The sequence below is a fragment of the Sphingopyxis sp. RIFCSPHIGHO2_12_FULL_65_19 genome (assembly GCF_001830555.1).
Lineage (GTDB): Bacteria > Pseudomonadota > Alphaproteobacteria > Sphingomonadales > Sphingomonadaceae > Sphingopyxis.
This window is the reverse complement of record NZ_MIAM01000056.1, coordinates 1-12838: the sequence shown is the minus strand read 5'-3', so window position 1 is coordinate 12838 and position 12838 is coordinate 1. Positions and strand designations below refer to the sequence as shown.

Annotated in this window: 10 protein-coding genes; 9 read left to right on the top strand and 1 reads right to left on the bottom strand. The window is 64.6% G+C overall.

Going from position 1 to position 12838, the window contains the following annotated elements; genetic code table 11:
- The first annotated feature begins 125 nt into the window (after positions 1–125).
- The 7 genes from A3E77_RS15595 to A3E77_RS15565 all read left to right on the top strand — a co-directional run bounded on the left by A3E77_RS15595 (position 126) and on the right by A3E77_RS15565 (position 9380).
- Positions 126–1598, top strand: coding sequence for a sensor histidine kinase (locus A3E77_RS15595; RefSeq protein WP_293647589.1), 1473 nt, complete (start codon positions 126–128; stop codon positions 1596–1598).
- 50 nt (positions 1599–1648) lie between these two features.
- Positions 1649–2899, top strand: a complete 1251-nt coding sequence (locus A3E77_RS15590; RefSeq protein WP_293647587.1) for a putative DNA modification/repair radical SAM protein — start codon at positions 1649–1651, stop codon at positions 2897–2899.
- 8 nt (positions 2900–2907) lie between these two features.
- Positions 2908–4323: a UdgX family uracil-DNA binding protein gene (locus A3E77_RS15585; RefSeq protein WP_366652646.1), complete on the top strand. Its 1416-nt coding sequence runs from the start codon at positions 2908–2910 to the stop codon at positions 4321–4323.
- Entirely contained in the window at positions 4323–5336 is a 1014-nt protein-coding gene (locus tag A3E77_RS15580; RefSeq protein ID WP_293647583.1) for a ligase-associated DNA damage response exonuclease, read from the top strand. Before A3E77_RS15585 ends, A3E77_RS15580 begins: the two co-directional genes overlap by 1 nt.
- Entirely contained in the window at positions 5333–6997 is a 1665-nt protein-coding gene (locus tag A3E77_RS15575; RefSeq protein ID WP_293647581.1) for a cisplatin damage response ATP-dependent DNA ligase, read from the top strand. Before A3E77_RS15580 ends, A3E77_RS15575 begins: the two co-directional genes overlap by 4 nt.
- 216 nt (positions 6998–7213) lie before the next feature.
- Entirely contained in the window at positions 7214–7828 is a 615-nt protein-coding gene (locus A3E77_RS15570) for a superoxide dismutase (RefSeq protein ID WP_293647579.1), read from the top strand.
- 172 nt (positions 7829–8000) lie between these two features.
- Positions 8001–9380, top strand: coding sequence for an L-serine ammonia-lyase (locus A3E77_RS15565; protein ID WP_293647577.1), 1380 nt, complete (start codon positions 8001–8003; stop codon positions 9378–9380).
- A 338-nt stretch (positions 9381–9718) separates the two neighbouring features.
- Here the strand turns inward: A3E77_RS15565 and A3E77_RS15560 are convergent, their stop codons facing one another.
- Positions 9719–10603: a LysR family transcriptional regulator gene (locus tag A3E77_RS15560; RefSeq protein WP_293647575.1), complete on the bottom strand. Its 885-nt coding sequence runs from the start codon at positions 10601–10603 to the stop codon at positions 9719–9721.
- A gap of 97 nt (positions 10604–10700) precedes the next feature.
- Here A3E77_RS15560 and A3E77_RS15555 point away from each other — a divergent pair, with 97 nt between their 5' ends.
- Positions 10701–11813, top strand: coding sequence for an S-(hydroxymethyl)glutathione dehydrogenase/class III alcohol dehydrogenase (locus tag A3E77_RS15555; protein WP_293647573.1), 1113 nt, complete (start codon positions 10701–10703; stop codon positions 11811–11813).
- A 79-nt stretch (positions 11814–11892) separates the two neighbouring features.
- The gene (gene purU / locus A3E77_RS15550; protein WP_293647571.1) at positions 11893–12774 is read left to right on the top strand and encodes a formyltetrahydrofolate deformylase; all 882 of its coding nucleotides are present in this window, start codon (positions 11893–11895) and stop codon (positions 12772–12774) included.
- The last annotated feature ends 64 nt before the right edge of the window (positions 12775–12838 follow it).

Sequence of the window (12838 nt, the reverse complement as noted above, 5' to 3'; positions counted from 1 at the left end):
AGTGGAATATCACCACTTTCCTGCTACGCAGCAACGATGCTTTTTTAGGGACCATTTTCATGGCAGAGCGGCGCCCCGGGGACAGGAACGATGCAGCGGCATCGCGCAGCAGCGAGGGGTGGATCTTGGCGGACGGCGGAGACGATGGGGCGTCAGGCGCCGAACGGCGCCGTCTCGACACGCTTCGCGAATATCGCATCATGGATACCCCGCCGGAGGCTGGTTTTGACCGGGTAACCAAAATGGTTGCGGATCTCTACGGCGTGCCGATCGCGCTTGTGTCGCTGGTCGACGATTGCCGTCAGTGGTTCAAATCCTCCTACGGCCTCGACACGCGTGAAACGCCGCGGGACTGGAGTTTCTGCCAATATGTCATTGCCGAAGATCGCCCGGTCATCGTCACCGACGTGCTGGGCGATCCGCGTTTCCACGACAATCCGCTGGTCACCGGCGAACCCTATATCCGCTTTTACGCCGGGGTGCCGCTTCGCGCCTATAATGGCGCCATTCTCGGCACGCTGTGCCTGATCGACCGCGACGAACGCGAGGGCTTGAGCGACACCGAATTGGAGCGGCTCGAAGATTTTGCCGGCATCATCATGGCGGAGGCCGACCTGCACCGCGTTGTCGCCGAGCGCGACGAAGCGCAGCGGATGCTCGAACGCGCACTCGACTTTTCGGGGATCGCGACATGGCAACTCGACCCGAACACCAACGGGATGCACTGGCACGGCGCCGTGGCCGAATTGTTCGGGGCCGATTATGATCATGCGTTGATCACCGCTGACGATGTGCTGGCGCGGATACCCGCAGACGATCGCGACCGGGTGATCGTCGCGCTCGAAGAATCGCGGGCCGGCGGCAACCCTTATTCGGTCGAACATCGTATCCAGCATCCCGAACGCGGCGTGCGGTGGATTGCCTCGCGCGGCGACTGGGACGTGAGGCTCGACGAGGCGCGGCTGACCGGGATCAGCATCGACATCACCGAACAGAAGAGCCGGCAGGAAAACGCCAATCTGCTGATGCGCGAACTCCACCACCGGATGCGCAACCTGTTCGCGACGGTCAGCGCGATCATCTCGCTGACTCGCCATGCTGCGCGCGACGTCGACGATTATGTCGAGCGGATCAACAGCCGCCTCGACGCGCTCAACCGCGCGCAGAATGTCCTGCTCGGCGCCAATTTCATGACGGGTTCGATGCATGCGTTGATGCGCGAGGTCGAGGCGGCCTTTCCGCGCATCCGCTGGTCGGGGCCCGACCTGCTGCTCCCCGAAAATGCGCTCGTCGCAATGGCGCTGACCTTTAACGAACTGTCGACCAATGCCGTCAAACATGGTGCGTTGACCAACGAAGGCGGCAGCGTCGACGTCCGCTGGTCGCAGGATGCCGAAGGCAGCGAGCCGCGGATGTTCCGGCTGACCTGGACCGAGACGGGAGCCAGCGGGGTAACCGCGCCCGACCGAACCAGCTTTGGCACCATGCTGATGGAACGCAGCGTCCGCAACAATCTGGGCGGCACGATCGACCGCCGTTGGGAGCCGGGCGGGCTGGTGTGCGAAATCGCAATGCCCGCGCGGTGGCGCGAGGCCTGACCCTGGCTCAGAATATTGTTCTTCTTATGTTCTCGTGCTAGCCATGAGGAATGTCCGCCAAACCGATTCTGGAAAAGCTGCGCATCCTGGCCGATGCGGCGAAATATGACGCGTCCTGCGCCTCGTCGGGGACGGTGAAGCGCGATTCGGTGGCAAGCAAGGGCATCGGATCAACCGAAGGCATGGGGATATGTCACAGCTATGCCCCCGACGGACGGTGCATATCGCTGCTCAAAATCCTGCTGACGAATTTCTGCATCTATGATTGTCGTTTCTGCATCAATCGCGCGTCGAGCAATGTCGAGCGTGCACGCTTCAGTCCGCAGGAGGTCGTGCGACTGACGCTCGATTTCTACAAGCGCAACTATATCGAGGGATTGTTCCTGTCGTCGGGGATCATCCGGTCCGAAGATTATACGATGGAGCAGTTGGTCGAGGTCGCGCGCATCTTGCGCGAAGAACATCGCTTTGGCGGCTATATCCACCTGAAAACGATCGCGGGCGCCGATCCCGGGCTGATCGCGCTCGCGGGGCTGTATGCCGACCGGCTGTCCACCAATGTCGAGCTGCCGACCGAGGCGGGATTGCAAAGCTTCGCGCCCGAAAAAAAGCCGGAGACGATCCGCAAGACGATGGCGTCGGTGCGCGTCGGCGCCGAGGAGGCGATCGAGGCAACCAGGGGCCGGCTGATCGGCAAGGCGAAGCCGCCGCGCTTCGCGCCCGCGGGGCAATCGACGCAGATGATCGTCGGGGCAGATGCGGCGCGTGACGACGATATCTTGAAGACCGCGACGAACCTCTATTCGGGCTACCAGCTTCGCCGCGTCTATTATTCGGCGTACAGCCCCATCCCCGACGCAAGCCAGGACCTGCCGCCGGTGCGCCCGCCCCTGATGCGCGAACATCGGCTGTATCAGGCGGACTGGCTGCTGCGCTTCTATGGCTTCGCGCGCGCCGAGATCATGGAGGGCGCGAACGGCGGGATGCTCGACCTCAGCATCGATCCCAAGCTCGCCTGGGCGCTCCAGCGGCGAGAGGTGTTTCCGGTCGACATCAACCGCGCGCCGCGCGAACTGTTGCTGCGCGTGCCGGGGCTGGGCACACGCGCGGTCGACCGCATCGTTGCGGGGCGGCGGCTCACGAAGCTGCGGCTGACGGACCTCGCGAAACTGACCGCATCGGTGAAAAAGCTGCTACCCTTCATCGTCACGCCCGACTGGCGGCCGGGAATGCTGACCGACAGCGCCGACCTCCGGGCGCGTTTTGCGCCGCCGCCCGAACAATTGGCGTTGGCGCTGTGAGGGAGGTCGTGCTTCAGGCCCCCGGCGATTTCGCCGAATGGCGGCGGGCCGCGCGCGGCTTGCTCGCGGGCGGAGTGCCTCCGGATGAGGTGAGCTGGCGCGGGAGCGAAGACGGCGCGTCCTTGTTCGGCGATGCGGCGGGGGCGACGCGGCAAGGCGCAGCATCGCTGCCGCGCGAACTCGTAGAAATCGCCGAGCGCGTCATCTGCCACCGCGATCCGGAGGTTCCCGCGCGGCTCTATCGCATCATCTGGCGCGCGGCGCGCGACCGGCAGTTGCTCGCGCGGACGACCGACCGCGATGTCGACTGGTTGCGGGGGGCGGACAAGGCGATCCGCCGCGACGTGCACAAGATGCACGCCTTCGTGCGCTTTCGCCGCCTCGGCGGGGAGGCAGGGCGCGAACGTTTCGCGGCGTGGTTCGAGCCGACGCACCGCATCCTGCGGCTGACCGCACCCTTTTTCCAGCGGCGCTTTTACGGGATGGATTGGGCGATCGTGACGCCCGACGCGCGCGCGATCTGGCACGATGAAACGCTCGCTTATGGTCCGGGCGGCATGAAGCAGGACGTGCCCGACAGCGATGTCGTCGAGGACCAGTGGCGCACCTATTATGGCGCAATCTTCAATCCCGCGCGGGTGAAGATCGACGCGATGCGCGCCGAGATGCCGAAGAAATACTGGCATAATTTGCCCGAAGCACAAGATATCGCGCCGTTGCTCGCGGGCGCCGAGGCGCGGGTGGAACGGATGCGCGAAGCGGCCGTTTCTCTGGCGAACCCGTTGACCGATAAATGGCGGACGCGCGTGCCTGACGAATTGGCTCTCGACGATGATGCAAAGACGCTGGGCGAGCTGGCGCGCGCGGTCGACCGCTGCACGCGCTGCCCGCTCTATTGCAACGCGACGCAGGGGGTGGCGGGCGAGGGGCCGGAGCGCGCGCGGATCATGCTCGTCGGCGAGCAGCCTGGCGATCAGGAAGATTTGCAGGGGCGGCCGTTCGTCGGCCCTGCGGGACAGCTGCTGAGCGAGGCGCTGGAGGAAGCGGGGCTCGACCGCGCGCGGCTTTTCCTGACCAACGCAGTCAAGCATTTCAAGTTCGAGCCGCGCGGCAAGCGCCGCCTCCACCAGAATCCGACGACGGGCGAGATCGACATCTGTCGCTGGTGGCTCGACAAGGAACGCGCGTTCGTTCAGCCCGACATGATCGTGACATTGGGCGCCAGCGCCTTGCGCGGCGTGATGGGCAAGAGCGCGAGCATCAAGTCGATGCGCGGTGCGGTGCACGAACTGGAAGGGGGCAGCAAATTGATCGCGACGATCCATCCGTCCTTCCTGTTGCGGCTTCCCGACCGCGAGCGCGCCGCTGAGGAGCGGGTAATGTTCGTTGCTGATCTCATCCGTGCACGGAAACTCGCCGCCTGATGGCGAAGGCCAAGTCCTGGATCGAGCCGCACCCGAGCGGCATCTATGTGAAGCCCGCCGACCTGTGGATCGACCCCTCGCGCCCCGCCCCGCGCGCCGCGGTGACGCACGGCCACGCCGACCATGCGCGCAGCGGCCATGACGCGGTATTCGCGACCCCGGAAACCCTGGCGATCATGGCGCTGCGTTACGGCGTCGATGTTGCAGCGAGCCATAATCAGGCGTTCGGCTATGGCGACGGGTTCGAGTGCGGCGGGGTGCGCTTCAGCTTCCATCCCGCCGGGCATGTGCTCGGCAGCGCGCAGATATTGATGGAATATGCGGGCGAGCGCATCGTCGTCACCGGCGATTACAAGCGGCGGCCCGACCCGACCTGCGCGTCGTTCGAGGTGGTGCCGTGCGACATATTCGTCACCGAGGCGACCTTTGGCCTGCCGGTGTTCCGCCACCCGCCGACCGCCGACGAGATTGCGAAGCTGATCGGCGCGGTGCGCGCGGAACCCGATCGCAGCGTGCTCGTCGGCGCCTATGCGCTGGGCAAGGCGCAGCGCGTAATCGCCGAATTGCGCGGCGCGGGATGGGGCGCGCCGATCTATATCCACGGCGCGCTCGAGAAGATGTGCCAGCTTTATACCGTGCACGGCGTCGATCTCGGCGAGCTACGGCTGGTCAGCGAAACCGACAAGGCCGAGATGGCGGGACAGATCGTCCTCGCGCCGCCTTCGGCGCTCAACGATCGCTGGTCGCGGCGGCTGCCCAATCCCGTCACCGCGATGGCGTCGGGATGGATGCGCGTGCGCCAGCGCGCGCGGCAACGGATGGTCGAATTGCCGCTCGTCATTTCGGACCATGCCGACTGGGACGAGCTGACGAGGACGATCAGTGAGGTGAACCCGAAAGAAAGCTGGATCACCCACGGCAGCGAAGACGGCCTGCTCCGCTGGTGCGAACTGCATCAGCGCAAGGCGCGAGCGCTGCATCTGGTCGGACGCGATCTGGAAGAAGAGGCGTGAAGCGTTTCGCGGCCCTGATCGACCGGCTGATCTACACCCGATCGCGTAACAGCAAGCTCGCGCTGATCGTCGATTACCTCCGCCACACACCCGATCCCGATCGCGGCTGGGCGATCGCCGCGTTGACCGAGAGTTTGGATTTTCCCGCGGTCAAGGCGGGGACGGTGCGGGCGTTGCTGGCGACCCGCGTCGATGAGGAGCTATTCCGCCTGTCGCGACATTTCGTCGGCGATACGGCAGAGACGGCGGCGCTGCTGTGGCCCGAACCTTTTCACCCCTCCCCTTCAGGGGAGGGGCTGGGGGTGGGGGCCATCGGCCTTGCACAAGGTATCGAGCCCGCAGCCCAAACCCCTCCCCTGAAGGGGAGGGGCTTAACTGTCTCCGAAGCGGTCGATGCGCTGGCAGCTACCACTCGCAGCGACGCCCCCGCCGTCGCCGCCTCTCTCCTTGACCGCCTCGATGCCGATGGGCGTTACGCCTTGCTCAAGCTTGCGCTCGGCGGGATGCGCGTCGGGGTGTCGGCGCGGCTTGCGAAACAGGCGTTCGCGCAGGCGTTCGACGTGCCGGTCGACGATGTCGAGGAGCTGTGGCACGCGATCGCGCCGCCCTACGCGCCGCTGTTTGCGTGGGGTGAGGGACGGGCGGAGCGACCCGACCTGAAGGACGTCGCTTTCTTCCGCCCCTTCATGCTCGCGCATCCGCTGGAGGAGGAGAGCGTTGACCTCGCCGACTATGCCGCCGAGTGGAAATGGGACGGCATCCGGGTGCAAATTGTGCGCGGTGGTAAGGGGGGCGGCGGCGAGACGCGCATCTACAGCCGCGGCGGCGAGGAGATCAGCGGCGCTTTCCCCGAACTGGTCGCGGCGTTCGATCAGGATGCGGTGATCGACGGCGAACTGCTCGTCCGCGGCGATGCGCAGGGCGGCGAAGCCGCAAGCTTCAACGCCCTGCAACAACGGCTCGGGCGCAAGACGGTGCCCAAGAAGATGCTCGCCGACTATCCGGCCTTCGTCCGCGTCTACGACCTGCTGGCGGTCGACGGCAATGACCTGCGCGGTCTGCCGTGGACCGAGCGGCGGCGCCAGCTGGAAGCCTTCGTCCCGCGCCTCGCCGACAGCCATTTCGACCTGTCGCAGGTGATCGACGCGACCGATTTCGACGACCTTGCGACCCGCCGCGCGGGTGCGCGCGATGCCGCGATCGAAGGGGTGATGCTCAAGCGCCGCGATGCGCCCTATGTTGCGGGGCGCCGCGCGGGGCTGTGGTATAAATGGAAACGCGATCCGCTCACCGCCGATTGCGTGATGATGTATGCGCAGCGCGGCAACGGCCGCCGCGCCAGCTTCTATTCGGATTATACCTTCGGTTGCTGGAGCGACGTGGGCGAATTGCTGCCGGTGGGGAAGGCCTATTCGGGCTTCACCGACGAGGAACTGAAGTGGCTCGACAAGTTTGTGCGCGATAACACGCTGAACCGCTTCGGCCCGGTGCGAGAGGTTGAAAAATCGCTCGTGCTCGAAGTCGCCTTCGATTCGATCCATGCGTCGAAGCGCCACAAGTCGGGCCTCGCCATGCGCTTTCCGCGCATTTCGCGCATCCGGCGCGACAAGCCGGCGGAGGAAGCCGACCGGATCGCGACGTTGCTGGCGATGGTGACGTGATTTTCGAGTATAAGCCGTGAGCCCCCGCGAAGGCGGGGGCCCATCGCCCGCCGGTTGAAAATGGCGCCGACCGGAGATGCATCCCCGCCTTCGCGGGGATGCACGGGGTTTTTTGATCGAGTCAGTCAGCAAAAATTCCCGGTCACGGGGTTGCAACCCTCGCACACGATACCGAGTTAAAGGCCGCAAACACCCCAAAACAATATGGAGACTGCCATGACGATCGCCCATCCTCCCCTGCCGTATGCCCAGGACGCACTGGAGCCGCATATTTCGGCCGATACGCTGGCGACGCACCATGGCAAGCACCACAAGGCCTATGTCGACAAGGTCAACGCCGCGATCGAGGGCACCGAGCTGGCCGACAAGCCGCTCGAAGAAATCGTCCACCACGCCGAAGGATCGGGCAACAAGGGCCTGTTCAACAACGCGGCGCAGTCGTGGAACCATGCCTTTTACTGGGAAAGCCTGAGCCCCGCGAAGACGGAGCCGAAAGGCGATCTGGCCGCGGCGATCGACCGGGACTTCGGCTCGCTCGCCGACCTCAAGAAAAAGCTCAAGGAAACCGCCGTCAATCATTTCGCATCGGGTTGGGCCTGGCTCGTCTCGCGCGACGGCACGCTGTCGGTCACCGACACGCATGACGCGGGCACCGAGTTGACCGCGGGCATCAAGCCCTTGCTCGTCATCGACGTGTGGGAACATGCCTATTATATCGACCGCAAGAACCTGCGCCCGGCCTATGTCGACGCGGTGGTCGACGAACTGCTGAACTGGGATTTTGCCGCGGCGAATTTCGCGCGCGAAGGCACTTGGACCTATCCGGCGTAAAAATTCTTCAAGGAAAAGGCCGTGTGTCCCCGCGAAGGCGGGGACCCATCTCCGGCCGGTTCCAAATTGCGCCGACCGGAAGATGAACCCCCGCCTTCGCGGGGGAACACGGATTTTTGGCGGCAGCTATTGGCCGCTATCGTCACGCTGTCTCCTCGCCTATAGGCGCGCCATGACGATCAGCCTGTTCGAACTCTTCAAAATCGGTGTCGGTCCCTCCAGCTCGCATACGGTGGGCCCGATGGTCGCGGCGCGGCGGTTTACCGTCTGGCTCGAGGAGGCGGGGCTGTTGACCCGGACCGCGCATGTCGAGGCCGACCTCTACGGCTCGCTCGCGCTGACCGGAAAAGGCCACGCCGCCGACACTGCGATTGTCGCGGGGCTGGCGGGCGAAATCCCCGCCTCGACCAGCCTGGCTGCGATCAAGGCGCATTGGGACCGCGCGACCAGCGAAGGTTTCCTCTACCTGCTCGGACGTCAGCGCGTCCGCTTTCAACCGAAAAGCGACCTGCATTTCCAGATGCGCCAGCGCCAGCCGTTCCACAGCAATGCGGTGAGTTTCTCTGCGCGCGACGCCGATGGCGAGATCCTGGCGAAGCGCATGTATTTCTCGATCGGCGGCGGCTTTGTCGTCGACGAGGAGGAGGCGGGACGCAACAGCCGCGGCGCCGAGGATGAGGTGAGTCTGCCTTTCGCTTTCACCTCGGGCGCCGACCTGCTCGCAATGGGCGCGGCGTCGGGCAACAGCTTTGCCGAAATGATGCTTGAGAATGAGCTGGCGCACCGCAACCTCGACGAAGTGAATGCAGGGCTCGACGCGATCGCCGCCGCGATGGATGCGTCGATCGATGCGGGCTGTTGCAGCACCGGCATCTTGCCCGGCGGGCTGAAGGTCAAGCGCCGCGCGCCGCAGATCGCCGACGACATCCGCAACCGCCACGAGGCGAATCTGACCGACCCGCTCGCGATGATGGACTGGATCAACCTGTGGGCGATGGCGGTGAACGAGGAAAATGCCGCGGGCGGCAAGGTCGTCACCGCACCGACCAATGGCGCGGCGGGGATCATCCCCGCGGTGATCCGCTTCTACCGGCGCGGCTACCGCGGCGACGATGCGGGGGTGCGCACCTTCCTGCTCGCGGCGGGCGCGGTCGGCGCGCTCTACAAACGCAACGCCAGCATTTCGGGCGCCGAGGTCGGCTGCCAGGGCGAGGTCGGCGTCGCCTGCTCGATGGCGGCGGCTGGGCTGACCGCAGCGCTCGGCGGCACCAACGCACAGGTCGAAAACGCCGCCGAGATCGGCATGGAACATAACCTTGGCCTCACCTGCGACCCGATTGGCGGGCTGGTCCAGATCCCTTGCATTGAGCGCAATGCGATGGGCGCGATCAAGGCGATCGACGCGAGCCGCATCGCAATGATCGGCGACGGCACGCATGTCGTCAGCCTCGACACGGTGATCGCGACGATGCTGCAAACAGGCCGCGACATGCGCGACAAATATAAGGAAACGTCGAAGGGCGGGCTGGCGGTTAGTGTGGTGGAGTGTTGAGAGGCGCGTATTGTTGCGAAAACCGTGTAGTCCCTTTACTCAGCTTTGATGAGCGAGGTCGTCCAATACATCCTAGCGCCGGACGGCCGCAGTCGGGTCAGCATTTTTCAACGATCAGATGGGCGCTACGAATATTCTCATGATAAATTCTATGTCGATGACAGTCCAGATATGATCTTCACATGGAATACTGGTCACCGGGACAACCGTCGGGGATTTTCGACAGTGTTGGAACGGCGAAGCGGGAGGCTTCGGTCGAGTTTCCTTGGATTGCCGACGCTGATGATGGATTGACGGCTGGCTGAACTAAGCCACGAATCATTGCACACGTATGTAGCCTAACTCCGCCGTAACGCCTCCGGCAACTCCGCGCGCAGCTTGTCGATCAACAGCCGCACTTTTGGCAGCAGATGCCGCCGCTGTGGATAGACCGCCCACACCGGCTCCTCCGGTGGACGGAGCGGGTCGAGGAGCGAGACGAGCGCGCCGCTTTGCAGATGCGGCATCACGTAGAAATCGGGAAGCTGGCATAAGCCATGGCCCGCGAGCACGGCTTCGGTGACCGCGGTGCCGCTGTTGCAGCGCCAGCGGCCGGCGGGGCGGTGGGTCACGTCTTTGCCGTTTGCGCGGAAATGCCAGGCGGGGGCCGTGCCGAGCAGGCATTCGTGGCGGGCAAGATCGTCGATCGACGTTGGGGTTCCGGCGCGCGCCAGATAGGCGGGCGCGGCGCAGAGGTGGAGGCTGCGCGAGGCGATGCGCGTCGCGACGAGGCCTGAATCGGGCAGCGTGCCGGTGCGGATCGCGAGGTCGAACCCCTCGGCGAGCAGGTCGACGACGCGGTTGGTGAGTTCGAGCGTCACGGTCACATCGGGATAGGCGAAGGCAAAATCACGGGCGATCTGTGCGACGAAACGCTCGCCCATCGCGATCGAGCAAGTCATCCGCACCTCGCCGCGCGGCACACCATCGTCGCCGACCGCCGAGAGAGCGTCGTTGCGCGCCGCAATCAGGCTGCGGAACTGTTCGATCAGCGTGCGCCCCGCCGGGGTCGGAACGACGCGGCGCGTCGTGCGCACGAAAACCTGCGCGCCGATGCGATTTTCGAGAGCTATCACGGCGCGGCTGATGTGCGAGGTTGAGGTACCGAGCCGCGTCGCGGCGGCGACGAAGCTGCCCGCGTCGGCGATTGCAACCACCTCGTCGATGCCGTCCCATGCGCTCATTGTTTCACCTTGGGGATAATATATTGCCTATTGGCCCCTTTATCTGCCTTTGGATCGGTGTAACAGGCGGAACAACAGATATTGCAGGAGTGCTCGCATGAAGACCCGCGCCGCCGTTGCGTTTGAAGCGAAGAAGCCGCTCGAAATCGTCGAACTCGACCTCGAAGGCCCGAAGGCCGGCGAGGTGCTGGTCGAGATCATGGCGACGGGCATCTGCCACACCGACGCCTATACGCTCGACGGCTTCGACAGCGAGGGCATCTTCCCGAGCGTGTTGGGGCATGAAGGCGCAGGCGTCGTGCGCGAGGTCGGCGCGGGCGTTACCAGCGTGAAGCCGGGCGACCATGTGATCCCGCTCTACACCCCCGAATGCCGCCAGTGCAAAAGCTGCCTGTCGGGCAAAACCAACCTCTGCACCGCGATCCGCGCCACGCAGGGCAAGGGGCTGATGCCCGACGGCACGACGCGCTTTTCGTACAAGGGCCAGCCGATCTTCCATTATATGGGCTGCTCGACCTTCTCGAACTTCACCGTATTGCCCGAGATTGCGGTCGCGAAAATCCGTCAGGACGCGCCCTTCCAGTCGAGCTGCTATATCGGCTGCGGCGTGACCACCGGGGTGGGGGCCGTCATCAACACGGCAAAAGTGCAGGTCGGCGACAATGTCGTCGTCTTCGGGCTTGGAGGCATCGGCCTCAATGTGATCCAGGGCGCGCGGCTTGCGGGGGCGAACCAGATCATCGGCGTCGACATCAACCCCGACCGTGAAGAATGGGGCCGTAAGTTCGGCATGACCGACTTCCTCAATAGCAAGGGCATGAGCCGCGAAGACACGGTTGCCGCGATCGTGCAGATGACCGACGGCGGCGCCGATTACGCCTTCGACGCCACCGGCAATACCGAGGTGATGCGCACAGCGCTCGAAGCGTGCCACCGCGGCTGGGGCACCTCGATCATCATCGGCGTTGCCGAGGCGGGCAAGGAAATCGCGACGCGGCCGTTCCAGCTGGTCACCGGGCGCAACTGGCGCGGCACCGCGTTCGGCGGCGCCAAGGGCCGCACCGACGTGCCGAAGATCGTCGACATGTACATGACCGGCAAGATCGAGATCGACCCGATGATTACCCACGTCATGGGGCTGGAAGAGATCAACAAGGGGTTCGACCTGATGCATGCGGGGACAAGCATCCGCAGCGTGGTGGTTTACTGAAGCGCGCAGCGAAGCGACGATAAGCTGGAGTGTCCCCGCCGTCGCGGGGGCACATGGAATTTGGGGACATACGGAATTGTTGAGCGAGGGGAATGAGGATTTGACCGGACCCTATGTCCTGACTTTCAGCTGCGTCGACGCGGTGGGCATCGTGGCCGCGGTCACGGGGCTGCTTGCGACACGCGATGGCTTCATCCTCGACAGCCAGCAATATGCCGACCTCGATTCGGGGCGCTTTTTCATGCGCGTCGAATTTCGCGGCGCGGGTCCGCGCTTTCCGGACGATTTGGCTGCTGTGCAGCACGCCTTTGCACCCGTGGTAGAGCGTTTCGCGATGGATGCGCGGATCAGCGACAGTCGGGTCAAGCCGCGCTTCGTCATCGCAGTGTCGCAGGGCAGCCATTGCCTGAACGACCTGCTCCATCGCTGGTCGACCGGCAATCTGGCGATCGACATCGCGGCGGTGGTGTCGAACCACGAGCATCAGCGGCGGTTGACCGAATGGCATGGGGTGCCGTTCCATCACCTGCCCGTGACCGACGCCAACCGCGCCGAGCAGGAAGCGGCGATCCTGCAAATCATGGCCGATGCGGGCGCCGAATATCTGGTGCTCGCCCGTTATATGCAGGTGCTGTCGCAGCATCTGTCGGCGCAGCTTTCGGGGCGCTGCATCAACATCCACCACAGCTTCCTGCCAGGCTTCAAGGGCGCCAAACCCTATCACCGCGCGCATGAGCGCGGGGTCAAGCTGATCGGCGCGACCGCGCATTTCGTGACCAGCGACCTCGATGAAGGGCCGATCATCGAGCAAGCGGTCGAACGCGTCGACCACCGCGACGGGGTCGAGCAATTGATCCGCATCGGTCGCGACACCGAGGCGCAGGTGCTGGCCCGCGCGGTGCGCTGGGTTGCCGAACAGCGCGTGCTGATCGACGGACGCAAGACGGTGGTCTTCCGCTGACAAGGCTGGCAAGGTTTCGGTCTCGATTCGCAACCAAAAAGGGAGAGAAAAATGTTCAGCCATG

What these genes read in the sequence shown, in the direction of transcription:
- A3E77_RS15565 (WP_293647577.1), top strand. Translation starts at nt 8,001, where the DNA reads ATGACGATCAGCCTGTTCGAACTCTTCAAAATCGGTGTCGGTCCCTCC.
- A3E77_RS15560 (WP_293647575.1), bottom strand. Translation starts at nt 10,603, where the DNA reads ATGAGCGCATGGGACGGCATCGACGAGGTGGTTGCAATCGCCGACGCG.
- A3E77_RS15555 (WP_293647573.1), top strand. Translation starts at nt 10,701, where the DNA reads ATGAAGACCCGCGCCGCCGTTGCGTTTGAAGCGAAGAAGCCGCTCGAA.
- A3E77_RS15590 (WP_293647587.1), top strand. Translation starts at nt 1,649, where the DNA reads ATGTCCGCCAAACCGATTCTGGAAAAGCTGCGCATCCTGGCCGATGCG.
- A3E77_RS15570 (WP_293647579.1), top strand. Translation starts at nt 7,214, where the DNA reads ATGACGATCGCCCATCCTCCCCTGCCGTATGCCCAGGACGCACTGGAG.
- A3E77_RS15580 (WP_293647583.1), top strand. Translation starts at nt 4,323, where the DNA reads ATGGCGAAGGCCAAGTCCTGGATCGAGCCGCACCCGAGCGGCATCTAT.